Below are 23907 nucleotides of genomic sequence, written 5' to 3'. Positions count from 1 at the left end.
GACGCCGCGACAATGTCTTGGGCCGCTGACCGACGAGTATGCCGAACCGGTCGCCCGGGCCGCCAGGCTCAACTCGGTCCGCCCGGCCGCTGATTGGAGGCCGACGGGCCGGACATGCCCTGGCCGGAGCCCGCGGGAAGGTGTCTGCTGCCACCGAGCGTTCTCCAAGGCGCGTCGTCTGGTGAGGACCTTCGTTCGACCCCGAGGTTATCGGCTGCGCCGTTCACCAGGTGGCAATGTCGGGTATTGCCGCACCTCATCGTCGGTCCGGGGGAGCGGGGCGATCGCGCTCGGTCAGGTGCGGGCCGGGAAGTACGCGGCCCAGCCGGCCGAGCGGGGAGGCAGCCAGCAGCACCGGCGACAGCATCATGCCCGCGGCCGTCATCAGGAGGGCCGTGCGCAGGCCCGACGCCTGCGCCACATAGCCGCCGAGCAGCGAGCCGAGGGGAGACATCCCCATGCCGGCGCAGGTGATCGTCGCGGCGGTACGGCCTTGCAGCCTTTCCGGGGTGACGGCCTGCCGGACGGCCATGACCGTGACGTTGACCAGCTGGCCGAAGATTCCGAACACGAAGTTGACGGCCAGCAGCGCGGGGAACGTGAGCGCGGAGGAGGCGGGCAGCGCGGGCACGCAGAGCAGCACACCGTCGCCGAGTGCCGCCGCCCACACCAGCACCGCGCCGTGACCGAACCGGCCCGGGAGACGGGCGGCGAGCAGCGAGCCCAGCAGTGCGCCGGGCCCCGCCGCCGCGAGCGTCAGCCCGACGGCGGTGCCCGACAGATGCAGTTCCCGCGGCAGAAAAGGCAGGTAGACGGTCATCATGGCCGCGAAGCTGAACTGGACGGCGGCCGAGGCGAGGGCGATGGTCCGCAGCGAGGTGTTCCTGACGACGAAACGGATGCCTTCGTGGACCTGCCGCCAGACCCGGGAGGGGCTTTCCGCGCGGCGCGCGATCAGCCCTCGGGAGTGAGCGAGGGGAACGTGGCGGATGCGCCGGACCGACAGAAACGACTGAGCGAAGAACAGCGTGCCGCACGCGAGGGCGACCGGCGCGGACAGCAGGGACACCAAGGCACCGCCGAGCGCGGGGCCGCCGATCTGGGCCGCGGAACGGCTGCCTTCGAGCGCGCTGTTGCCCCGCACCAGCTGATCCCGTGGCAGCAGCTGTACGAGAGAGGCCTGGTAGGCCACGTCGAAGAACACGGACAGCGCACCGACGGTGAAGGCGACCACGAGCAGTGCCGGCAGGCCGAGTTCGCCGAGGAGCCCCATGACGACGGCTCCGCCCAGCGTCAGTGCCCGACCGAGGTCCGCCAGCATCATCACGGTCCGGGCCCGCCATCTGTCGACCCACGCACCGACGAACAGCGACAACAGCAGGAACGGCGCCTGACCCACGGCCCGAAGGGCGCCCAGCTCGCCGGCGTCAGCGCGGAGGGTCATGACGGCGATCATCGGCAGGACCACCAGGCAGGCGTGCTCGCCGAGTTGGGAGACGGTCTGGCCCACCCAGAGCCTGCGGAAGTCGCCGTCACGCCACAGCCTTGGCGGAACCTGTCGACCGGAACCGGGAACCGCGGAAGCAGCGGAACCGGAATCTACGGAAGCAGCGGAATCGGAACCCGCACAAGAACCGGAATCGGAACCTGCGGAAGAAGCGGACGGCACGAGGGCCCCTTGTGTCGCGGAGGAGAAGGCCCGCCAACCGGCGCGCGACAAGCGCGGACATGCCGGTGGGGGAAGGCTCGCTGTGCCGCGGACCAAGGGCAGCACGCGATGACGGGCCGATCACGGCCTACGACGTCAACGCGCGCTCGGACGACCGGGCATTCCTCAGCTCCTCGTGGGGGTCACTCGCTGAGCGGACAGTAGTCCTCGGCGCAGCCGCGGGGAAAGCGAATTTGTGGGCTGCGCCGGAGACATCGTCAATTCCCTCGCGCAGGCGGCTGATTGAAGCCGCAGGACGGTGGCCGGGGGCTTCATACTGCGCGTTCCTTTGCCCTGGAAGGGCAGCGCCGGGCCGGCGCCCGGTTCCGTTCCCGCCGCGTCAGCCGGAAACCTTGACCACCGTCGTCGCCCCCGCCCGGACCGTCGGCGTCGCGTACGTGTACGTCACGCCGTCGACCTTCTTGGTGCGCACGCGCTGCGGGACACCATTGACGGTGATCTTCTGGTGGACGCCCTTGAAGCGGGCCTCCCAGCGGAAGGCGCCGCTGCGCGCGTTGTTCGTCAGCGTGGACTTCGTCGCGCCGTCGTGCCGCACGGTGATCGTGCTCTTGCCGATGGGCACGTCCGCCGACTGGAGCCACTTCATGCCGGACGGCAGCCGCGACTGGGTGGTCACCTTGTGGTTCGCCGCGTCCGGAGCGATGCCCATCAGGCCTTCGACGGTCTGGCTGACCAGGGAGAACGACACCTCGGGATAGTCACCGTTGGGTCCCTGGCTGGAGTTGATGTGCTGGGTCTCCCGCTGGCCGTAGATCTTCTTCATCCACGTCCAAGCAGTGTCGTCGCGGTTGTTCCTGAAGAACATGTCGGGCAGGTACGTCGTCGACTCGATGTTGGGAGATCCCTCCGGTCCCAACTCCTTCGCCTGGATGTAGTCGAGATAGGCGTCGTTGCGCGGGCCGGGCTCGATGATCTGCTTCATCGGCACGAACACGCTGTTCTCCTTGCCCCAGCCGGTGACCGGGGCGCCGGACGTGGTGTAGGCGCGGACCATGTCGGCTCCGCTCCCGCTGCCGCTCCAATCCTTGTTGTAGTACGCCTTCAGATCGGCGGCTCGCCGGTCGTACTTCTTGGCCAGTGCGTTGTCGCCCTTGCCGCGCGCGAGCGTGGCCATCGCCAGATACGCCTGGTACTGCGAGGCGATGCCGTCCCCGGCCTCGGCGAGGCCGTCGCCGTCCTGCTCGTTGTAGCTGGCGGCGCAGGAGAAGATGCCGTTGCCCGTGCCCTCGGCGACCTTGACCTTGCCGTTGGACTTGGCCGAGTTGTGCAGGTCGATGAACTGCTCGGTGGAGTGCCGGTAGAAGTCCCACAGCGCCGGGTCGTCGACGTAGCTCTTGTCGCCGGTCCAGAGGTACGCCTGGCCGGCCTTCTCGACGAGTTCGAAGACGGCCGGCACCTCGCGCACGAAGTTGTCCGGGCTCTTGTAGTCGATGCTCAGGTAGGTCTTGGCGTCGAAGTTCAGGGCCCACACCGGGAAGTACTTGTGCTCGGCGGTGGCCGACGACGCGTACGAGCGGAGCATCGTCTTGTTCTCGGCGTCGAGGCCGAGAATGTGGGCCCCGGCGAGCTGGTGGGTCATGTCGCGGGAGTAGTAGGCGCTGCGGTTGGCGTATCCGGCCCAATAGGCGGCTTCGTACGGCGCGGTCCCGGTGCCGCCTGTCTGGTACTCGTCGACGTTGACCGGGCCCACCGTGCCGGGCAGCTGCACCCAGCTGTTGGCCTTCTTCTTGGCCCAGCCGAACATCTCGACGACCTCGGGGTCGGACGAGGTGACCTCGGGGTCGGCGGGCGCGGCGGGGGAGATCATGAGGTCGTCGGCATTGACCCAGCTGCTGCCGGAGCCGAAGGAGATCTCCAGCACGTCGCCGGTCCTCAGCTCGACGCCGCTGATGGTGTACCGGGCGTACCCGGGGTGCTGGGGCAGGTCGACCGTCTCGACGGTCTCGCCGTTGACGCGGACGGTGTACGTGCCGCCGGTGCCGGCACTCCCGATCCACGCGGAGAAGTCGTAGCTGCCGTTCCGGGGTGCGACGAGAGTCTGCTTCGCGGTCTTGCCCGCCCCGGAGTCGAGGTAGAGGAAGCGGACGCCGCCGTGCCTGTTGCCGGTGCCGACGCCGGTGCCCGCTCCGAAGGTCCAGCCTGTGCCGCCGTTCTCGAAGCCCGGGTCGCTCAGGGCGAGCTGCGGCCGGGCGACGGCGTCCGCCGGAGCCGCGTCGCCGGCCGGCGCGGCCGTGGCCGTCAGTGCCGGGGCCATCGGTGCGAGCAGGGCAACTGCCGTGAACAGCATCAGCCTGGAGGGCTTCATAGGATCTCCCGGTCTTCTTTGACCTCGGGCGGCGGCCGAGTGGTGGCGGAAAGCTAGCAGGGGGCGAAGAGGAGATTCAATGGTCATACACAAGAAACATGCAAGGCATGCAGCCATCGTGCCGCGCTGAGCGGATGGAAGCGCAGAAAGTTTTCATCAATCTCTTGCAAGCGAGGGCCGCCGCTTGTTAGCTTCCAGCCGCGCCACAAGAGCCGCGCACTCGCCGGACCCCGGAGCAGCCATGGACGTCTCTCCCCTCAACCAGCCACCGCCGGACGACCCGCCGCGAGGTGGTCTCGACCGGCGGCGCCTGCTCGCGCTCGGCGGTTCGGTCCTCGCTGCCGGGGCCGGGGCCTCCCTGCTCGGTGCCTGCTCGGTGACCGGTGCCACGAAGGTGGGGACCCTCGGTGACCCGGACCGGGCCGCGATCACCGTCTGGAGCTGACAGGGTCCCGCCGCCGCCATGAAAGCCCTGGTCCCCGCCTTCAAGGCGCAGCATCCCGGAATCGACGTCACCGTTCAGGACATCGGAAACCCGGCGATCTGGGACAAGATCACCACGGCCATGGCGGCCGGCGGCCAGGGGCTCGCGGACGTGCTGCACATCGGCGTCGACTATCTCCCGGCGTACACCGAGAAGTTCCCCGACGGTCTCGCCGACCTCGGTCCGCTCGGCGCGGACCGGTACCGCGACGCCTTCGCCGACGGCATGTGGCAGACCGTCACGCGCAAGGGCAAGGTCAACGCCCTTCCGTGGGAGGCCAATTCGGCCGGCTTCTACTACCGGGCCGACATCTTCGAGGCCGCCGGTGTCGACGGCGAGGCGCTGGCGACGTGGGACGAGGCCATCGACGCCGGGAAGAAGATCAAGAAGAAGACCGGAGTGCACCTGCTGGGCATCGACAAACCCGCCTCCCAGCCGGATGCGGCCAACTTCTTCCAGATGCTGCTCCAGCTCCAGGGCACGTTCTACTTCGACGCGGAGGGCCGGATCACCCTCGGCTCTCCCGAGGCCATCACCGCGATGACCCTCATCAAGGAGATGAACGACGCCGGCCTGGTCAGCGATCTGGCGGGCGGCTGGACCGCGCTGGAGAACTCGATCAAGGCCGGTACCGCGGCCGTACTGCCCTGGCCCACCTGGTTCGGCAGCATCATCGAGGGCCTGGTCCCCAAGGAATCCGGCAAGTGGAAGGTCCGCCTCCCCCCGGCGGTGAAGCGAGGCGGCACCACGGCCGCGACCGTCAACTCCACCCACCTCGCCGTCGCAGGCTCCAGCATGCACCAGGCCGCCGCCTGGGCGTTCGTCGAGTACGTCCTCACCAGGCCGCAGTCGCAGGAGGTCATCTACCGCAGCAAGGGCATCGCCCCCGCCCTGCTCAAGGCGTACGAGGCCCCCGTCTTCCACGAACCGTCGGAGTTCTTCAGCGGCCAGCACAAGGGCGAGATCTTTCTGGGCGCCCTCAAGGCGCGCTCGCCCGCCGTCAACTACTCCGCCGACTACGCCCGCGCGCTCAAGACGGTCGCCGACGCGCAGACCCAGGTGCTGCTCAAAGGGGCCGACCCCGGCCGGGCCCTGCGTCACGCCGCCGACCAGCTCGCCCGCCAGACCGGACGGGAGCTCGCCTCATGAGCACGACCACCACCCCCGAGGGCGTCCTGAAAACCTTCGGCGCCGCCCGCCCGTCCGCCACGCCCCGCCCCACCACACGGATCCTGCGCCGACGGGCCGTCCCGTACCTCTTCGTCCTTCCCGCGCTCGTCCTGTTCGCGGTCTTCAAGCTGTACCCGATCGGCTCGTCGTTCCTGATGAGCCTGTACGAGAACGTGAACGGCACCCAGGAGTTCGTGGGCGCGGGCAACTACACGCGGGCGCTGGACGATCCGCTGCTGTGGACCGCGCTGAAGAACACCGCGGTCATCCTGGTCGTCCAGGTCCCCGTCATGCTGGCCCTGGCCGTCGGCATCGCGGTCGCCATCAACTCCACGCTCCTGCGCGGCCGCGCGTTCTTCCGGCTCGGCTTCTTCCTTCCGACGGTGACCGGACTCGTCGCGTACGGCATCATCTTCGCCGTCCTGCTCAACACCCAGTACGGACTGGTCAACTGGCTGCTCGGCCTGGTGGGCATCGGAGACGTCCCCTGGCTGACCGACCCGCTGTGGGCCAAGATCTCCCTGAGCCTCGCACTGACCTGGCACTACACCGGTTACAACGCGGTGATCTTCCTGGCCCGGCTCCAGTCGCTGCCCGCCGAGCTGTACGACGCGGCGGCCGTCGACGGCGCCTCCGCCTGGCAGTCGTTCCGCCACGTCACCCTGCCGGGGCTACGCCCCGCGCTCCTGCTGACCACGGTGCTCTCCACCATCGGCACCCTCCAACTCTTCGACGAGCCGTACGTGTTGACCGGCGGCGGTCCCGACAACGCCACCCTCACCATCGGCGTGTACCTCTACCAGAACGCCTTCAAATACTTCGACTTCGGCTACGCCTCGGCCGTCGCGTACATCCTCACCGTCCTGATCGGCATCCTGGGCATCGTGCAGTTCCGCCTGCTGGGAGAGAAGTCGTGACCCTCACTGCCACCCGGCCGCGGCCCGGCCGCACGCCCCGTTCGCGCTCACTGCTGCTGACCTCCTCGCTGGGTATCGCCGTGGCGGCCGTCCTGCTGCCGTTCTACTGGCTGATCATCGCCAGCACCCACAGCTCCAAGGAGATCTTCGACAGCCCGCCGCCCCTGCTTCCCGGCGGACACCTGATGGACAACCTCTCCACCCTGGAAGACACGGCGCAGTTCAGCGACGTCATCGTCAACTCACTGCTGATCACGGTCATTTACACGATCGCCGCGGGCGCGATCTGCACGCTGGCCGGCTACGGCTTCGCCAAGTTCCGCTTCCGCGGCAGCGGCGCGCTGTTCGGACTGCTGATGCTCGGGCTGGTCATCCCCACACAGGTCACACTGATCCCGCTGTTCAAAATGATGGTCGACCTGGAGTGGCTGGGCACCTACCAGGCCGTCATCATGCCCAACCTAGCCCTGCCGTTCGGGATCTTCCTGATGCGGCAGTCGATGGCCGCGCTGCCCGACGAGCTCATCGACTCCGCACGGATGGACGGGTGCGGGGAGTTCCGGCTCTTCCTCAAGGTCGTGCTGCCGCCGATGAAGCCGGCGCTCGCCGCACTCGCGATCTTCCTGTTCCTCTTCCAGTGGAACGACTTCATCTGGCCGCTGGTCGTGCTGCGTGACGCCGGTGAGTTCACGATCCCCGTCGCGCTCGCGTCGCTCCAGGGCCTGGACCAGACCGACTACGGCGCGCTGCTCACCGGCACGGCCCTCGCCGCGATCCCGATGGCCCTCGTCTTCCTCGCACTCCAGCGCCACTTCGTCTCCGGGCTCCTCGCCGGTGCCGTGAAGGAATGATCCCCGTAATGACCCTGAGCACCACCCAGCGTGTCACCTCCGGAGTGACCACCCCGCCCGTCACCACGGCCGAACTCCCCCCGGCGCGTTACGAGCCACTCCTCGACGACGTCCGCATCGCGGTCCTCGCCCATGCGCCGGACGCCCGCGCGCATTGGACGGTCACCGAACTCGGTGACGGACGAGCCCTGTTGGAGATCCGGACGGACGGCGGACCGGTACCGACGGAGGTGCGGATGAGCGTGCCTCTGGGCGACGCGGCCGGCTACTGGCACCCGGGCGCCGGCTGGGAGCGCACTCTCGTCGCCGACTGGGCGGGCCGCTCGCGGGTCAGCCTGGTCGACGGCACCGCCGCCGGCTGCCTCTACGACCACGACGGCCGCACCCGGCTCACCTTCGCCGTCACCGACCCGGTCCCCGAGACCGATGTCGTCTTCGGGGTCTCGGAGGAGAACGACACGCATGTGGTGCATCTGCACCTGGCCGCCGCCCCCGACGGCGGACCGCGCCGGGTCCTGCTGGCCCGCTCGGCGCCCACGGTCGCGACGGCCCTGCGCGGTCTGCGGGAGTGGTTCGCCCAGCAGCCGCAGTGCGCTCCCATGCCGGTCCCCGACAGCGCCCGGGCGCCCGTCTACTCCACCTGGTACGCCTTCAACCAGCGTGTGGACGCCGTGTCGGTCGAGGCCGAGGCCCGCGTCGCCGCCGACCTCGGCTGCGAGGTGCTCATCCTCGACGACGGCTGGCAGGAGTACGGCAGCGGCCGCGGCTACGCCGGATGCGGCGACTGGCGCCCGGATCCGGCGAAGTTCCCCGACTTCACCGCACACGTGTCGGCCGTACGCGCGCAGGGCCTGCGCTATGTGGCCTGGGTCGCCCCGCTGCTGCTCGGACCGAGTGCGGACTGCGCAGAGCGGCTCGCCCCCTACGCCCCCGCGCCCGCCGGAGTTCCCGGCGCCCACGTCCTCGACCCGCGCCGTCCCGAGGTCCGCGACCACGTCATCCGCCTGTGCACCCGGCTGGTCGCCGAGCACGGCCTCGACGGACTCAAGATCGACTTTCTGGACGAGGCGATGGCGTACCGCGGCGACGGCGCGCACGCCCACCAGGAAGGCACGGACATCAGCGATGTCGGCCAGGCCATGACCGTCCTGCTCACCGACCTGCGCACCGCACTCGAACAACTGCGGCCGGACGGCGACCTGTTGCTGGAACTGCGCCAGCCCTACGTCGGCCCCGGCATGGCCCCCTTCGGCAACATGCTGCGGTCCTTCGACTGCCCGGGCGACGCCACCGGCAACCGGGTGCGCACCCTCGACACCGCCCTGCTCGCCGTCGGCGGCGCGGTCCACGGCGACATGCTCCTGTGGGACCGGCAGGCGCCCGCGCACGCCGTGGCCCGGCAGTTGATCGGTTCCCTGCACTGCGTCCCGCAGATCTCCGTACGGCTGACCGGGCTGTCCCGCGAGCACCGCGAGACGCTCGCGTTCTGGCTTGCCGAGTGGCGGCGGCTGCGACCGGTGCTGCTGCACGGGGACGTCGAGCCCGGCCGGCCCGACGAGCTCTACACCCTGGTCACCGCGGCCCGGGGGAGGGCCTGCGTCACCACCGTGCACAGCGACCGGACCGTCCCCGTCGACACCGCCGCTTACGACGACATCACCCTGGTCAACGGCACGGCGACAGACCGTCTGGTGATCGAGGTGACCGGCGGGGACCGGCCGTTGCGCATGACCGTCCGTGACGAGCGTGGCCGTATCATCGACGACTGCGAACGGTCGCCGGCACCGGGGCTGCACATCGTGCCCGTACCTCGTTCCGGGCTGGTGGCACTACGGGTGGCGGAGGGAACCGTATGAAGGTAGGCATCACCGAGGTCGCGGACCGGGCGCAGGTGAGCGAGGCCACGGTCAGCCGGGTCATCAACCGGCGCCAGGGCGTGTCCCGCAAGACCCGCGAGGCGGTCGAGCAGGCGATGGCCGACCTCGGGTACGAGCGGCAGACACGGGGTCAGCTCATCGCGGTCATCACCGAGTTCGTCTCCAACCCGTTCTTCGCCGACGTCTGCGAACGGATCGAGTCCACCCTGGCCCCCCACGGCCTGAAGACGATCCTGTGCCCGTGCTTCCCCGGCGGAGTGCAGGAGCTGGACTTCGTGACCTCCCTCGCCGACCGGGGCGTCGCCGCCGTCGTCTTCCTCTCGGCCAGCAACACGATCGAGGGCGCCGACCCGGAGGCGTACGAACTGCTGCGCTCCCGGCGGATCCCGTTCGTCGGCGTCAACGGCCAGTTCGAGGGCGTGGGGGAGGCGCCGGTCTTCTCCACGGACGACCTGCTGGCCGCCGAACTGGCCGTCGACCATCTCCACCGGCTCGGCCACCGCCGGATCGGCATGGCCTCGGGCCCGGTCGGCAACCGCCCGGCCGACCGCCGGGTCAGCGGGTTCGTCTCCTCGCTCGCCAAACGCGGTGTCGAGGACCCGGAGCAGTGGGTGGTCCGGCAGTCCTACACCGTCGAGGGCGGCCAGTCCGCCGCGCTCTCGCTGCTCGGCCAGGGCGCCACGGCGATCGTCGCCGCCAGCGACTACATGGCTCTGGGCGCGATCCGCGGCGCACGCCGGCAGGGGTACGACGTCCCGGGCGACGTGTCGGTCGTCGGCTACGACGGCGCCATGATCATGGACTTCGTCGACCCCCCGCTCACCACGGTCCGTCAGCCCGCCGACCGCCTCGCCTCCGAGGTGGCCCGCAGCATCCTGGCCCTGGTCGGCAACCGTGACGTCCCGGTCGGCGAACTCCTCTTCGACCCCGAGCTGGTGATCCGCGCGAGCACGGCGGCGCCTCGAACGGGGGCGGGGTCAGGGTGAGGCTCGCGGGGCGGACGGCGGGGACCTTCGACCTCGGCGCGGAGCTGAGGTACAGGTGATCTGACGCAAGCCCGGGCCGTCCGGAGGCGAGCACGACATCCCGACCGGGCGGCCGAACGAACCCCGATGACCAGGAGTCAGATGATGACGGTGGCACGAGTCGGTCTCGTCGTCCACGAAGGCCGCCCGGAGGCTGTCGAGGCGGCACGGGCGGTCCGCGCCTGGTGCGACGGCAACGGCATCGGGTGCGCGGACATCGACGTATGGCACGAGGGCGAGCTGCGGCACGGCTCGCGCGAGGAGCTCGATGCCGCCGGTGATCCGGACCTCATCGTCACGCTGGGCGGGGACGGCACCTTCCTGCGCGGCGCCCGGCTGGCCGCCGAGAACGACGCGCTGGTGCTCGGCATCGACCTCGGACGCGTGGGCTTCCTGACCGAAGTGCCGGTCCAGGACCTGGAACCGGCCCTTGACGCCGTGCACGAGGAACGCATCAACGTCGAGAGCCGCATGCTCCTCACCCTGCGTGCCTCGCGCGCGCTGGAACTGCCCGAAGGGATGGAGGCCCTGCTGAGTTACGGCCGGGGCCCCCTGCTGCCGCCGCCGCGGGTGCGCCCCGAGTGCGAGGCCGGCGGCGGTTGGGGCATCGCCCTGCACGCGACCGCGCTCAACGACGTCGTCATCGAGAAACTGGCCCGCGATCGCCAGGTCTCCGTCGGTGTGTACATCGCCGGCCGGCTGCTCGCCTCCTACTCCGCGGACGCCCTGCTGGTCGCCACACCGACCGGCTCGACCGCCTACAGCTTTGCCGCCGGCGGCCCGGTCATCTCGCCGCGGGCCGAGGCACTGATCTTCACGCCCGTCGCTCCCCACATGACCTTCAACCGCTCCGTCGTCGCGGCCCCCGACGAGCCCATCGCGCTGCGCGTCCTCGAACGCTCGGGGAGAGCGGCCGTCAGCATCGACGGCCAGCTGCGTGGTGTGCTCGAACCGGGGGACTGGATCGGCGTCTACGCCGCACCACGCCCCCTGCGGGCCGTGCGGCTCGGCCCCACCGACTTCTACGGCCGGCTGCGGGACCGCATGAGGCTCACGGACGCCCCCGCGGCGACCGCCGACGGAGAAGCGGCTCCGCTGTGGCCGCTGACCACTCCGGCGCCGGGAGACCTGGCCCACCTGAGCCTGCCACCTCTCCAGGACGGTGCTTACCCCATGCGGTGACGCGAGGGGTTCCTTCCGACTCGCAGGACGCGTCGGCGGCCCGTGGTCGTCATGGGCGGCGGCTTTTATCGGCACGCCCTCAATTGCCCATGTCGCACGCGAAGTTGAAGAACTGTCCGATCTCAGGATCGGTGACAAGGCATCGTCCATTCCATTGACCAATAGGTCGGATCTATAGAGACTCGGCATGAGGTAATGACCGAAAACTGGCGGCAATTCCGCTCATTCATTGGATGTTTCATGGCTCACAGATGCGCCGGAGGATCTATGTCTCGGTTTGTTGTTCTAGGAGCGGCACTCGCGATGCTGGGTGCTGGTTTCAGCCCCGCCGTCGCGGCGCCCATATCGAAACCGGTGGTGGTCGACGTGACCGCCTACGGGGCCGACCCCACGGGACGGAAGGACTCCACGCCCGCTGTCGCCGCCGCCCTCCGGCACGCCAAGCGTCTCGACCGGCCGGTCCGGATCTCCTTCGCCAAGGGCACCTACCAGCTGTACCCCGAGCGGGCCGAGACGCGTGAGCTGTACGTGTCCAACACCGTCGGCGCCGACCAGCGCTACCGGGACAAGAAGATCGGGCTGCTCGTCGAGGACATGCACGACGTCACCGTCGACGGCGGCGGGGCCAAGCTCGTCTACCACGGCCTGCAGACGGCGTTCGCCTCGATCCGCTCGACCAATGTGACGTTCCAGAACTTCTCGTTCGACTACGCCGCCCCCGAGGTCATCGACGCGACCGTCGCCACCACCGGTGTCGCCGACGGGCACGCCTACCGCGTCCTGTCGATTCCGGCCGGCAGTCCGTACCGCGTCAGCGGCACGCACATCAACTGGCTCGGCGAGACCAGTCCCGCCACCGGAGAGCCGTACTGGTCCGGCGTCGACGGGCTCCAGTACACACAGATCCACGACCCCGAGGCGGAACGCACCTGGCGCGGGGACAACCCGCTGTTCAACGACGTCGCCTCGGTCACCGACCTCGGTGGCCGCCGGATCCGGATCGACTACACCACCGCGTCCCAGCCGAAGGACGCCGGGCTCGTCTACCAGATGCGCCTCATCGAGCGGACGGAGCCGGGCGCCTTCATCTGGGAGTCGAAGAACGTCACGATGCGCTCGATGAACGCCTACTACCTGCAGTCCTTCGGCGTGGTGGGCCAGTTCAGCGAGAACATATCCATCGACAAGGTGAACTTCGCGCCCGATCCCAAGTCCGGCCGGTCAACTGCCTCGTTCGCTGACTTCGTGCAGATGTCCGGCGTCAAGGGCAAGGTGTCGATCACCCGGAACGTTTTCGACGGCCCGCACGACGACCCGATCAACATCCACGGCACCTACCTGGAGGTCGTCGGGAAGCCCGGCCCGTCCACCGTCACCCTCGCCTACGAACACCCGCAGACCGCCGGATTCCCGCAGTTCGCCCCCGGTGACAAGGTCGAGTTCGCCACCAAGCGCACGATGACCCCGCTCAAGGACGCGCACGCGGTGGTCACCGCGGTCGACGGGCCGAGCGGGACGGACCACAAGAAGCCGCTGACCACCATGACCGTCACCCTCGACCGGCCGCTGCCCGCCGGGGTCGAGATCGGCGGCACGGTCGCCGAGAACATCACGGCCACGCCCTCGGTCGTCATCTCCCACAACGTGTTCCGCAACGTCCCGACCCGCGGTGTTCTGGTCACCACCCGCAAGCCCGTCCTGATCACCGGCAACCGGTTCGACGGCATGTCGATGGCCAGCATCTACATCTCCGCCGACGCCTACCAGTGGTACGAGTCCGGCCCGGTCGACGACCTCACGATCCGCGGCAACTCCTTCACCAGGCCCAGCGGTCCGGTCATCTTCGTCGAGCCGACCAACCAGGTCATCGACCCTGCGGACCCGGTGCATCACCACATCTCGGTCGACCGCAACACGTTCGACATCGGTGACGTCACCGTGGTCAACGCCAAGAGCGTCGGCGGATTCGACTTCACCGGCAACACCGTCCGACGGCTGGACGGTGCGGACCAGCCGCCGTACACCTCGCCGCTGTTCGTCTTCCACGGCAGCTCCGGCATCCGGATCGCACGCAACCACTACGACAAGGGGCTGAACACGTCCGTGGTCGAGGACTAGAGCGCGTCCTGTCAGCGGGCTGAGCGATGGACCGGACGTCGTGTTCGGTGGCCGGTCACGGATGGGGGGCCGGATCGGCCGGCCCGTCGTTCAGCCCTGCCGTAGGGACGCCCGCTGACTGCCGGCGCTGGATCGACAACCGTCCTTCTGGCAAGCGATCACGGCTCGACCAGTGAAGTAGCCGAGTACGGGTCGGCGTGCGGTCCCGAGGACGAGCGAAAGGGCCGGCAGCCAGATGCGTCCTGCCGGCAGCGGCGCTTCGACATCACGAAGGCCGGGCAGCGGATTCGCCGGCATGCCTTCCCCCTGACCGAACCTCGATGAGGTCCGGTCAGGATGAGGTGCCGGTTCGCGGCAGTGGGCCTCCCGAAGGGACCCGGATCACGCCGCCGAGGGGACGGAAGCCCGCTGGGCGACGGGACGCGGGGTACGGGCCGAGCTCGCGGACCTGGCGTTTGGGATGCAGCCGCACTGGCCGCTCCGTAAACTCGGTCACGACACCGCCGCTGGCCAAGGCGCACGAGGCCGCTCGCCACCAGCGCCTTGAGGTGAGGTGGAGCCGTTCATGACCACGCCACGAGACCTGCTGATCACCGCCATGGACCAGGAAGCCGGTCGCACCCTCGACCGAGGCGATCTGTCGCTCGCTCTCGCGGGGGCCGAGCTGATCGACCTCCTGGATGCCGGAGCCATCGCCTTGGACGGCGATCGCATCGTGCCGGGTGAGGGACGAGCCGTAGGCGACCGGGTATTGGACGAAGCCGCCGCGTCGCTGGTGCGACAAGCCCCGTACGAGACAGTGGACGACTGGCTGTGGCGCAGAGGCCGCGACCTGTCCGCGACCTATGAGTCCGCCCTCGAAGCTGACGGTCAGCTCGCTCAGGAACGCAGCCGCTGGATGTTCTTCCAGCCCGGTCGCGCGGTCCTGGTGGATACGCCTGCCCGCCGCGAGGCGTCGAAACGCCTGGCAGCGAAGGAACCCGTACTCACCACGCTGGCGGCCGCCGCCGGGTTCGAGGACGAGCCGACCGGGGACTCGACAGGTCTGTTCGACTCCTCGGTGGAGACAGTGCTCGGCACCGTCAATGACGCGGTGCGGAATCTGGAGGCCGAACGGCAGCGTCGCTCCATCGAAGGGGCGGCCTTCGACAACATTTGGCGAGGCCAGTAGCGGCGGACCGCAGGCGGCACAGCGGGCATCGCATCTGGCTCCGTTGCCGAACGCGAGAAGCCGGCGCCACCGCCCGCAACCCGTGGGCCCCGCCCTCACCCCGTGCGGCTCCGCCGTGCCCCCGCCCTCACCCCGTGCGGCTCCGAAAGCCCCTGCCCGCACGCCGGACGGCCGCACCTGCGGCATTCTGTAGCGAGCGAGGGACCCGTGAACGAAAGGGACGCGTGTGATGAGCGAGGACGGCCGCACGTACGGCGTGGGTCACGGTCGCGCCGTCCGGCCCCTCGTACGGATGACAGCCCGGCAGCCGGATGAGGCGCACCGCGCGTCCACGCCCCTGGAGCTGCTGTTCGACCTGTGTTTCGTGGTGGCCGTGGCGCGAGCCGGCGGCCGCCTGGTGCATGCCGTGGCCGAGGGCGATCCCGGTCACGGCCTGGCCGGCTATCTGTTCGTCTTCTTCGCGCTGTGGTGGGCGTGGGTGAACTTCACCTGGTTCGCGTCCGCCTACGACTGCGACGACGTTCCCTACCGTCTGGCCACGCTGGTCCAGATGGCCGGCGTACTGGTGATGGCCGCCGGAATCCCCGCCGCTTTCGACGACGCCAACTACACGGTCGCCGTCATCGGCTACCTGATCATGCGCGTGGCCCTGACCGCCCAGTGGCTGCGCGCCGCCCATGGGGAGTCCGGACCGGCCAGATCCACCGCCCTCCGCTACGCGGCCGGGCTCGTCGTCGTACAGGCGGGCTGGATCGTCATGATCCTGCTCCCGGGGGACGCGTGGCTGTGGGGCTTCTTCCCGCTGCTTGTCGGCGAACTGGCCGTTCCCGCGTTCGCCGAGCGCCGGCACCCCACCAGCTGGCATCCGCATCACATCGCCGAACGCTACGGGCTGTTCACCATCATCATGCTCGGCGAGACCATCGCCGCCGCGACCGTCGCCGTGCAGTCGGCTCTCGACAACGACGAAGCCCTGGGGGAGCTCCTCCCGATCGCGGCCGGCGGCCTGGTCATCGTCTTCGCCGCGTACTGGATCTACTTCGCCGTGCCCATCCACGCGTACCTGGTCTCCAGTCGGCAGGCGTTTCTGTGGGGGTACGCCCACTACGTGATCCTGGGCTCCGCGGCCGCCATTGGCGCCGGCCTTGAGATCGCCGTAGAACAGGCCACCCACCACGCCCACCTCTCGGCACGCGCGGCCGCACTCGCCGTCACCCTGCACCGCGCTGTTCATGATCTCCGTGTGGGCGGTGCACGCCCGGCACTTCAAGCGGGACAGGGCCGAGAATCTCGTCCTGCCCGTCGGCGCCGTCATCGTCATGGTCACCACCCTCGCCGGGCACTGGGCCACCCCGCTGGCAGGGATCACCTGTGCCGCCAACGTCGCCGTCGGCATCACTCTGGCTGCCCGCTCGCTTCCCGACGGAGGCGGCCGGGCCGAGCCATGACCACGAACCCAGGACCAGCCGGCAGCGGTTCGGTCCGAGTCACCGCCGAGACAGTCCAGCCCGCCGGCCACGCTGACATCCTCCGCGAGACCCTCGACAGGTCAGCGCCCACCGCATGTCGGTGATCGTGGACCCGACCCGACCCGCGCCGCAGGTACACAGGCACAGCACGCGGGCGGCCACTCATCTCCGCCGACGCGATACTCGACTCACGTATCAAAGCCTGCTGCGGGCACGACCTCGGTGACCTGTTGGCGGACCACGCCCCAGGCCGTGGGGTGAAGGGCGCCGATGGCCGTCCGCCGCAGGTCCTCGAGGACCTGTTCGGAGCCGGCGTCGCACCCGGCGCTCTCCGTGAGCACCTCGTAGCCGTCGCGGACGGCGACACGAAGGAGGGTTCCTCCGTCGTCTGCGGCGTGCACCGCGGCGGCGACGACTAGAGGCGGCGGACCACCCGCGTCGCCCGGCAGCTTCCGGTATCCGCTCGCGATCGGGTCGCGCCAGCGGAGGCTGAGCAGCAGGTGGCCCTTGGCCAAGACCTCGGCCAGGTCCGTCTCGTAGACGCTGTCCGGTTCCAGGACCACCGCACGGGCGCCCAGTACGAGCGCCGCGGGCAGCAGGCAGCGCAGTGTGCTGCCGACGATGTTGCCGCCGACGGTGGCTGTGCGGCGCACGGCGCCGGTCCCCACGGTGGCTGCCGCCCGGCGCAGGACCTCCGGCACGCGGTCGTCGATCCGGTGCAGCACCACGGCCGAGCCGAGCGCCTCGCGCTCGACCGCATTGGCTTCCGGCAGATCACGCAGTGACATGGCGTGCTCGGGGAAGCCGTCCCGTTGCCAGGTGGCCCAGATCAGCGTCGCTCCTCCTATCGGCACCGCACCCTCGGCCATGCATTCCTGCGCTTCGGAAACGGACGTGGGCAGACGCAACAGCACAGCAGCCGACCTGCTTTCCGGAAAACTCGCGGCGGGGCATGCGTGCACACCTCTGCCAGATGACCTGGACGTGGCGCATTTTCCTCGGGCACGCGGGGGCGCGTACAGGGCTCACTCCATCACCGAGTGCGCCCCTCGCACCCGGGCCGTGCCTGCACTGGGATCCTTGCCCGCACCAAGTCCCCACGGCACGCGCGGACGGGCGAGTTCCGCCGGCAGCCGCGACAGCGCCGTACCGCAGACCGGACAGGCGACTGCTGACGGGTGCGCTTCAGCGACGCTCGACGCCGAACGCCCCAAGAATCCGCTCCGCCGCGAGCGTGGCGGTCAACTCCCCGTCCCGCACCTGCTGTTCGAGACCAGGCGCGAGGGCGCGTACGGCCGGATCGGCGTGCAGACGGCCGAGGAGTTCGTCCCGGACCATCGTCCACGTCCAGTCCACCTGCTGGTCCCGGCGCTTGGCGGCGAGGCGGCCGGAGGAGTCCAGCAGCGTACGGTGCTGTTCGAGACGCTCCCAGACCGTGTCCAGGCCGGTCGACTCACGGGCGCTGCAACTCAGCACCGGCGGCGTCCAGGCGGCATCCGCGGGATGCATCAGGCGCAGGGCGCCCGCCAGCTCCCGCGCCGCCGCGCGGGCGTCACGCTCGTGCGGTCCGTCCGCCTTGTTGACGGCGATGACGTCGGCGAGTTCGAGGACGCCCTTCTTGATGCCCTGGAGCTGGTCCCCGGTGCGGGCGAGGGTCAGGAGCAGGAAGGAGTCGACCATGTTCGCGACCGCGGTCTCGGACTGGCCGACGCCGACCGTCTCCACGAGGACCACGTCGTAGCCGGCTGCCTCCATCACCACGATCGACTCGCGGGTCGCCTTGGCGACCCCGCCGAGCGTGCCGGCGGTGGGGGAGGGGCGCACGAAGGCCGCCGGGTCGACGGCCAGGCGTTCCATGCGCGTCTTGTCGCCCAGGATCGACCCACCGGTCCGGCTGGAGGACGGGTCGACGGCGAGCACCGCGACCCGGTGCCCGAGCGAGGTGAGCAGCGTCCCGAACGCGTCGATGAACGTCGACTTGCCCACGCCCGGCACCCCGCTGATGCCGATCCGCCGTGCCCGCCCGCTGTGCGGCAGCAGCTCGGTCAGCAACTCCTGTGCCAGAGACCGGTGATCGGGCCGGGTGGACTCGACGAGCGTGATCGCGCGCGCCACCAGCGCGCGCTTGCCGTCGAGTACGCCCTTCACATAGGTGTCGAGGTCGATCGCCATGGGGGTCAGAGATCGTGGCCGAGGTCGGTGGCCAAGCGCTCGACCAGGTCATAGGCCGCGTCCGGGATGACGGTCCCGGGCGGGAAGACGGCCGCCGCGCCCATCTCCAGGAGCGTGGGCACGTCCTGCGGCGGGATCACCCCGCCGACCACGATCATGATGTCCTCGCGGCCCTCCTCGGCGAGCTGCTCACGCAACGCCGGTACGAGGGTCAGGTGGCCGGCGGCCAGTGAGGACACCCCGACGATGTGCACGTCCGCCTCGACGGCCTGGCGGGCGACCTCGCCGGGGGTCTGGAACAGCGGGCCCACGTCGACGTCGAAGCCGAGGTCCGCGAACGCGGTGGCGATCACCTTCTGGCCGCGGTCGTGGCCGTCCTGGCCCATCTTGGCGACCAGGATGCGGGGGCGGCGGCCTTCGGCCTCCTCGAAGGAGGACACCAGCGTGCGGGTGCGTTCGACGGAGGGCGACTCGCCGGCTTCGGTGCGGTACACACCGGAGATCGTACGGATCTGGCTCGCGTGCCGCCCGTAGACCTTCTCCAGGGCGTCGGAGATCTCCCCGACGGTGGCCTTCGCGCGGGCCGCGTTCACGGCGAGCTCCAGCAGGTTGCCCGCACCGCCCGCCGCCCGGGTCAGCGCTTCCAGCGAGTCCTGACAGGCCCGCTCGTCGCGTTCCGCCCGCAGCCGCCGCAGCTTCTCGATCTGCTGGGTGCGGACGGAGGAGTTGTCGACCTTGAGGACGTCGATCTGCTCGTCGGTCTCGACGCGGTACTTGTTCACGCCGATGACCGGCTGGCGTCCGGAGTCGATCCGGGCCTGGGTGCGGGCCGCGGCCTCCTCGATGCGCAGTTTGGGGATGCCCGCGTCGATGGCCTTGGCCATGCCGCCCGCCGCCTCGACCTCCTCGATGTGCTGCCAGGCCCGGCGCGCCAGGTCGTACGTCAGCTTCTCGACGTAGGCGCTGCCGCCCCACGGGTCGATCGCCCGGGTCGTGCCGGACTCCTGCTGGATCAGCAACTGCGTGTTGCGGGCGATCCGCGCGGAGAAGTCGGTGGGCAGGGCGAGGGCTTCGTCGAGGGCGTTGGTGTGCAGCGACTGGGTGTGACCCTGGGTGGCGGCCATCGCCTCCACGCACGTACGCGTCACGTTGTTGAACACGTCCTGCGCCGTCAGCGACCAGCCGGAGGTCTGTGAATGGGTGCGCAGGGAAAGGGACTTGGCGTTCTGCGGGTCGAACTGCTTGACCAGCTTGGCCCACAGCAGGCGCGCGGCCCGCATCTTTGCGATCTCCATGAAGAAGTTCATGCCGATCGCCCAGAAGAAGGACAGCCGGGGCGCGAACGCGTCCACGTCCATCCCCGCCTCCCGCCCCGCCCGGATGTACTCCACCCCGTCCGCGAGGGTGTACGCCAGCTCCAAGTCGGCCGTCGCGCCTGCCTCTTGGATGTGGTAGCCGGAGATGGAGATGGAGTTGTAGCGCGGCATCCGCTGCGAGGTGTACGCGAAGATGTCGGAGATGATCCGCATCGACGGCTTCGGCGGATAGATGTAGGTGTTGCGGACCATGAACTCCTTGAGGATGTCGTTCTGGATGGTCCCGGCCAGCTTCTCGGGCGGTACGCCCTGTTCCTCCGCCGCCACGATGTACAGCGCGAGGACCGGCAGCACGGCGCCGTTCATCGTCATCGACACCGTCATCTTGTCCAGCGGGATGCCGTCGAAGAGCTGCCGCATGTCGTAGATCGAGTCGATCGCCACGCCCGCCATGCCGACGTCACCGGTCACCCGCGGGTGGTCACTGTCGTAACCCCGGTGCGTGGGCAGGTCGAAGGCGACGGACAGGCCCTTCTGGCCGGCCGCGAGGTTGCGCCGGTAGAACGCGTTGGACTCCTCGGCGGTGGAGAAGCCCGCGTACTGGCGGATGGTCCAGGGCTGGTTGACGTACATCGTCGGGTACGGGCCGCGCAGATACGGGGCGATGCCCGGGTAGGTGCCGAGGAAGTCCAGGCCCTCCAGGTCCTGCCCGGTGTAGAGCGGCTTGACCGCGATGCCTTCGGGCGTCTCCCAGAGGAGGTCGTCCCCGCCGGTGGCCTTCTTGACGGCGCCGCGCCACTCGTCCGTGCCGCCGTCGGCTTTCGGGGCGCCCAGTTCGATCTCGGAGAAGTCGGGGATTCCCGTCGTTCCCATCAGGACACTCCCATACGGTCGAGGGTGGCGGAGAGCACGGCGACGGCGTCGCAGCCCGCGAAGACATGGTCGTCGACACCTGGGTACTGGCCGGGGCGGCCCGCGAGGAACACATGGGCGGCGCCTGCGGACTTCAGCGTCGCGGCGACCTCCGCGGCCCGCTCCTCGTACAGCGCGTCACTGGAGCACAGGCAGACCTCAGTGGCACCGCTGTCCTCGAACGAGCCCTCGGTGACGGGCTCGATGCCGCCCGCCCGGAAGAGGTTCGAGGCGAAGGTGAGCCGGGCGGTGTGGGCGGCGGCGGGGCCGAGGGCGGCCAGGAAGATCCGCGGCCGGGAGCCGGTCGCCGCGAGGTGGGCGTCGGAGCGGGCGCGCAGCGCCTCGTACGCCTCGTCGCGCCGCACCCGTGGCAGGCCGCCGGAGGGCTCCGTCGGGGCGGGCGCGCGCTCCGGGAGGCGTTCGGCGAGGTTCGGGAACTCGCTGACCCCGGTGATGGGTTCGCGCCGCCTGGCGAGCTTCGCGCTGCGCGCCGCCCAGGTCGCGGCCAGGTCCTCGCTGAGGCGGCCCGAACGCAACGCAGCTGCCTGACCGCCGTGTTGCTCGATGTGCTGGAAGAACTCCCAGCCCGCGTGGGCGAGTTCGTCGGTGAGCCGCTCCACGTACCAGGAACCGCCCGCCGGGTCGATCACCCGCGACAGATGTGACTCCTCGACCAGGATCGTCGACGTGTTGCGGGCGATCCGGCGCGCGAACGCGTCCGGCAGGCCGAGCCCGTGGTCGAAGGGCAGCACGGTGACGGCGTCGGCGCCGCCCACCCCGGCGGCAAGCGTCGCGACCGTCGTGCGCAGCATGTTCACCCACGGATCGCGGCGGGACATCATCACCGGCGAGGTCACCGCGTGCTGGACCTGTCCGTCCGGGGCCCCGCAGACCTCGGCCACGCGCGCCCAGAGCCTGCGCGCCGCCCGCAACTTGGCGATGGTCAGAAACTGGTCGGCGGTGGCCGAGTACCGGAACGCCAGCTGGGCGGCGGCCTGTTCGACGCTCAGCCCCGCCTCGGTGAGCTCCCGCAGATACGCGACACCGGTCGCCAGCGCACTGCCCAGTTCCTGTGCGGCCGAGCCACCGGCCTCGTGGTACGGAAGCGCGTCCACGGTCAGCGCCCGCAGCCCCGGGTACTCCTCGGCGCACCGCCGCGCGAGCGCGGCGACAGGGGCGAAGTCGAAACCGTCGTCTCCCGTACGGGCCTCATGGCCCAGGGGGTCGGCGCCGAGGTTGCCGCGGGCGGCGTCGCGTGCGACGCCCCGCTCGTCGTACAGCCGCAGCAACTCGTTCGCGGCGGGCTCGACTTCGCGGCCCGCGTCGAGGGCGACGGGCGCCAGGTCCAGATACACGCCGTCGAGTACGCGGCCGAGTTCCGGAACCGGGATCCCGTGCTCGCCCACGACCAGCCACAGCGAGGTGACGCCGTTCTCCAGGTCCGCGAGGACCGCGTCGCCGGCGGCGGCCGTGTGCCGCTGCCGTACGTCCCAGCCGCCGAGGGTGTTGCCCTCGGGCCGACCGCCCCGCACGAAGGGGGCGAAACCGGGGAGGCCGGGATCGGGCGCGGAGTCGTCCGCGGTGTACAGCGGACGGGCGCGCAGCCCGTCCTCCAGGGTGGTGGACAGAGCGTCCTCCGCTGCCGCGCCCGAGACTTCCTTGCCCGACTTTCGCAGGACGCCCTCCACCAGGCGTTGCCACTGCTCATGGGTCGCTTCAGGGAACTCGGCGGCCAACGAGAGATCGTCGTCAGGCAGGACCGTCATGCTCGGATGCTAGGCCAGACCCGCATGTGAGCAGCAGGGGACACGGCTGTGACCTTGCCCTCTCCGGGGTGGCCTTGATCCACGGGCCTGTGCGTACTAGGACGGCACGTGGGCCTCGGGCGTCGCTGCGGCTCGAACCGTCGGCGCCCTGTCAGCCGGCAGTGGTCGTCTCCGCGAGCTTCTGGAACTCGCCGAGGTCGTAGTTCGCAAGTGTGGAGTCCAGATTGGTGAGCGCCCCGATGTGCTCGACGAAGCCCTTCGGGTCGTACTCGATCTGCAGGGTCACGCGGCTCGCGGTGTCACTGAGCCGGTGAAAGGTGACGACGCCCGCGTGGTGCACGCCTTCCGTGGTCTGCCAGGCGATCCGGTTCTCGGGGATCACCTCGGTCAGTTCGGCGACGAAGTTCTTGTCGGCCCCCGGCAGCGAGAGCTGCCAGGCGAAGCGCCGCTCGTCCAGTGGCTCCACCAGGCGTACGTGGCTCAGGAACGACGGCCACCGCGTCACATCGCTCCAGAGCGCCCACGTGACGGCCACGGGGGCTTCGATGTCAACGGTCTCCACCAGTGATGCGGACACACGGCACCTCTTTCACGGTCGGTTCGCCGCCGCTGGGGCTGACGAGTGCGTGGAGCTCGGCTACCCGCGCGCACCGGGCTCACACGAATCCGTCACGGAGAACGTCCCGACCGCGGCTGCCGCCGTCGGCAGCCGTCCGGCCCCCGTGCCCCCGCCCTCCGTCCACGCACCTCGTACGGCGCGGCGCCCGGCCTCAGTCCGGTACGGGGTGCCCAGGATCGGCCTCAGTCCGGTACGGGGTGCCCGGGGTCGGCCTCAGTCCGGTACGGGTGCCCGGGGTCGATCTCAGTCCGGTACCGGGTGCCCGGGGTCGATCGTGAGCGCGTCCGCGAGCCGCAGCAGTGAGCGCCCTTCGGTCTTCTCCTGCCGGCCGGACTCCACCGGTTCGAGGACGAAGCCGACGTGATCGCCCGCGTCGATCCGCTGCTCGACGCTGCCGACGAACCACACCAAAGAGTCCTGCAGTACGGCCGCCCCGCCGTGCCTCTCCACCCAGGGAGTCCGGGCGAACTTGTCCACCTCGTCGCCGGTCTCGCCTCCGAACAGGGCGGCCAGTTCGAACTGTTCCGGCGTCAGCAGATGCACGGCGAGGAAACGAGCACGGCGAGCCACCTCGTAAGTCCGGTTGACCTTCGACAGCCACACCACGAACCGCACCGGCTTCATCGAGCACTGCGAGGCGAAGCCGACCAGACAGCCCGCCCGCTCGTCGTCCGACGCAGCCGTCACCACGCACATGTCGGGGTTCAGCCGGTCGACGAAGGCATCCATGTCCACCATGCTCGAGCTCCTCCCGCTCTTCGGCACCCATCCCTGCACCCGGGGTCACGGACGCGGCGCGGTCACGCCTGACACTCTGCCCCGGC

At 70.0% G+C, this 23907-nt stretch carries 17 protein-coding genes and 1 pseudogene; 10 read left to right on the top strand and 8 right to left on the bottom strand.

Annotated features, from left to right (window positions below):
• Window positions 1-256 precede the first annotated feature (256 nt).
• Window positions 257-1543 carry an MFS transporter gene (locus tag ACFVYF_RS17185; RefSeq protein WP_389456253.1) on the bottom strand — a complete coding sequence of 429 codons (1287 nt, stop codon included), beginning with the start codon at window positions 1541-1543 and terminating at the stop codon, window positions 257-259.
• A gap of 505 nt (window positions 1544-2048) precedes the next feature.
• Entirely contained in the window at window positions 2049-4034 is a 1986-nt protein-coding gene (locus ACFVYF_RS17180) for a hypothetical protein (protein ID WP_389456047.1), read from the bottom strand.
• Between the two features lie 241 nt (window positions 4035-4275).
• Between ACFVYF_RS17180 and ACFVYF_RS17175 the strand changes: the two genes are divergently transcribed.
• From ACFVYF_RS17175 to ACFVYF_RS17130, 10 genes and pseudogenes are all read left to right on the top strand, one after another.
• Window positions 4276-4479, top strand: a complete 204-nt coding sequence (locus ACFVYF_RS17175; RefSeq protein WP_389456045.1) for a hypothetical protein — start codon at window positions 4276-4278, stop codon at window positions 4477-4479.
• Between the two features lie 18 nt (window positions 4480-4497).
• Entirely contained in the window at window positions 4498-5667 is a 1170-nt protein-coding gene (locus tag ACFVYF_RS17170) for an extracellular solute-binding protein (protein ID WP_389456043.1), read from the top strand.
• Window positions 5664-6605 carry a carbohydrate ABC transporter permease gene (locus ACFVYF_RS17165; RefSeq protein ID WP_389456041.1) on the top strand — a complete coding sequence of 314 codons (942 nt, stop codon included), beginning with the start codon at window positions 5664-5666 and terminating at the stop codon, window positions 6603-6605. Before ACFVYF_RS17170 ends, ACFVYF_RS17165 begins: the two co-directional genes overlap by 4 nt.
• Entirely contained in the window at window positions 6602-7456 is an 855-nt protein-coding gene (locus ACFVYF_RS17160; RefSeq protein ID WP_389456039.1) for a carbohydrate ABC transporter permease, read from the top strand. The genes ACFVYF_RS17165 and ACFVYF_RS17160 overlap by 4 nt, the downstream gene beginning before the upstream one ends.
• Before the next feature lie 8 nt (window positions 7457-7464).
• Window positions 7465-9312 (top strand): glycoside hydrolase family 36 protein, encoded by a 1848-nt coding sequence (locus ACFVYF_RS17155; RefSeq protein ID WP_389456037.1) that lies wholly within the window; start codon window positions 7465-7467, stop codon window positions 9310-9312.
• Window positions 9309-10319 carry a LacI family DNA-binding transcriptional regulator gene (locus tag ACFVYF_RS17150; RefSeq protein WP_389456036.1) on the top strand — a complete coding sequence of 337 codons (1011 nt, stop codon included), beginning with the start codon at window positions 9309-9311 and terminating at the stop codon, window positions 10317-10319. The genes ACFVYF_RS17155 and ACFVYF_RS17150 overlap by 4 nt, the downstream gene beginning before the upstream one ends.
• A gap of 144 nt (window positions 10320-10463) precedes the next feature.
• The gene (locus tag ACFVYF_RS17145) at window positions 10464-11540 is read left to right on the top strand and encodes an NAD(+)/NADH kinase (RefSeq protein ID WP_389456034.1); all 1077 of its coding nucleotides are present in this window, start codon (window positions 10464-10466) and stop codon (window positions 11538-11540) included.
• A 303-nt stretch (window positions 11541-11843) separates the two neighbouring features.
• Window positions 11844-13658 carry a right-handed parallel beta-helix repeat-containing protein gene (locus ACFVYF_RS17140; protein ID WP_389456033.1) on the top strand — a complete coding sequence of 605 codons (1815 nt, stop codon included), beginning with the start codon at window positions 11844-11846 and terminating at the stop codon, window positions 13656-13658.
• 565 nt (window positions 13659-14223) lie between these two features.
• Entirely contained in the window at window positions 14224-14829 is a 606-nt protein-coding gene (locus ACFVYF_RS17135) for a GPP34 family phosphoprotein (RefSeq protein WP_389456031.1), read from the top strand.
• 229 nt (window positions 14830-15058) lie between these two features.
• A pseudogene (locus ACFVYF_RS17130) lies at window positions 15059-16277 on the top strand (low temperature requirement protein A).
• 209 nt (window positions 16278-16486) lie between these two features.
• On the opposite strand, the gene ACFVYF_RS17125 reads toward ACFVYF_RS17130, so the two are convergent.
• The 6 genes from ACFVYF_RS17125 to ACFVYF_RS17100 form a co-directional block, all read right to left on the bottom strand.
• Window positions 16487-17212: an FAD binding domain-containing protein gene (locus tag ACFVYF_RS17125; protein WP_389456029.1), complete on the bottom strand. Its 726-nt coding sequence runs from the start codon at window positions 17210-17212 to the stop codon at window positions 16487-16489.
• Window positions 17213-17483: 271 nt separating this feature from the next.
• Entirely contained in the window at window positions 17484-18470 is a 987-nt protein-coding gene (gene meaB, locus ACFVYF_RS17120; RefSeq protein ID WP_389456027.1) for a methylmalonyl Co-A mutase-associated GTPase MeaB, read from the bottom strand.
• Window positions 18471-18475: 5 nt separating this feature from the next.
• Complete coding sequence (gene scpA / locus ACFVYF_RS17115; RefSeq protein WP_389456025.1) at window positions 18476-20659, bottom strand: methylmalonyl-CoA mutase; 2184 nt, start codon at window positions 20657-20659, stop codon at window positions 18476-18478.
• Window positions 20659-22464, bottom strand: coding sequence for a methylmalonyl-CoA mutase family protein (locus ACFVYF_RS17110; protein WP_389456023.1), 1806 nt, complete (start codon window positions 22462-22464; stop codon window positions 20659-20661). Before ACFVYF_RS17110 ends, scpA begins: the two co-directional genes overlap by 1 nt.
• 151 nt (window positions 22465-22615) lie before the next feature.
• Window positions 22616-23041, bottom strand: a complete 426-nt coding sequence (locus tag ACFVYF_RS17105) for an SRPBCC family protein (RefSeq protein WP_389456021.1) — start codon at window positions 23039-23041, stop codon at window positions 22616-22618.
• Between the two features lie 285 nt (window positions 23042-23326).
• Window positions 23327-23821: a flavin reductase family protein gene (locus ACFVYF_RS17100; RefSeq protein ID WP_389456020.1), complete on the bottom strand. Its 495-nt coding sequence runs from the start codon at window positions 23819-23821 to the stop codon at window positions 23327-23329.
• Window positions 23822-23907 lie beyond the last annotated feature (86 nt).

Source organism: Streptomyces sp. NPDC058274, assembly GCF_042881375.1.
GTDB lineage: Bacteria > Actinomycetota > Actinomycetes > Streptomycetales > Streptomycetaceae > Streptomyces.
This window is presented reverse-complemented; position numbering and strand designations above follow the sequence as displayed.

Excerpts from the sequence above, each read along its gene's own strand:
- ACFVYF_RS17140 (WP_389456033.1), top strand. The coding sequence starts at position 11,844 with ATGCTGGGTGCTGGTTTCAGCCCCGCCGTCGCGGCGCCCATATCGAAA.
- ACFVYF_RS17175 (WP_389456045.1), top strand. The coding sequence starts at position 4,276 with ATGGACGTCTCTCCCCTCAACCAGCCACCGCCGGACGACCCGCCGCGA.
- ACFVYF_RS17145 (WP_389456034.1), top strand. The coding sequence starts at position 10,464 with ATGACGGTGGCACGAGTCGGTCTCGTCGTCCACGAAGGCCGCCCGGAG.
- ACFVYF_RS17155 (WP_389456037.1), top strand. The coding sequence starts at position 7,465 with ATGACCCTGAGCACCACCCAGCGTGTCACCTCCGGAGTGACCACCCCG.
- ACFVYF_RS17135 (WP_389456031.1), top strand. The coding sequence starts at position 14,224 with ATGACCACGCCACGAGACCTGCTGATCACCGCCATGGACCAGGAAGCC.
- ACFVYF_RS17180 (WP_389456047.1), bottom strand. The coding sequence starts at position 4,034 with ATGAAGCCCTCCAGGCTGATGCTGTTCACGGCAGTTGCCCTGCTCGCA.
- scpA (WP_389456025.1), bottom strand. The coding sequence starts at position 20,659 with ATGGGAACGACGGGAATCCCCGACTTCTCCGAGATCGAACTGGGCGCC.
- ACFVYF_RS17165 (WP_389456041.1), top strand. The coding sequence starts at position 5,664 with ATGAGCACGACCACCACCCCCGAGGGCGTCCTGAAAACCTTCGGCGCC.
- ACFVYF_RS17150 (WP_389456036.1), top strand. The coding sequence starts at position 9,309 with ATGAAGGTAGGCATCACCGAGGTCGCGGACCGGGCGCAGGTGAGCGAG.
- ACFVYF_RS17170 (WP_389456043.1), top strand. The coding sequence starts at position 4,498 with ATGAAAGCCCTGGTCCCCGCCTTCAAGGCGCAGCATCCCGGAATCGAC.
- ACFVYF_RS17100 (WP_389456020.1), bottom strand. The coding sequence starts at position 23,821 with ATGGTGGACATGGATGCCTTCGTCGACCGGCTGAACCCCGACATGTGC.
- ACFVYF_RS17110 (WP_389456023.1), bottom strand. The coding sequence starts at position 22,464 with ATGACGGTCCTGCCTGACGACGATCTCTCGTTGGCCGCCGAGTTCCCT.
- meaB (WP_389456027.1), bottom strand. The coding sequence starts at position 18,470 with ATGGCGATCGACCTCGACACCTATGTGAAGGGCGTACTCGACGGCAAG.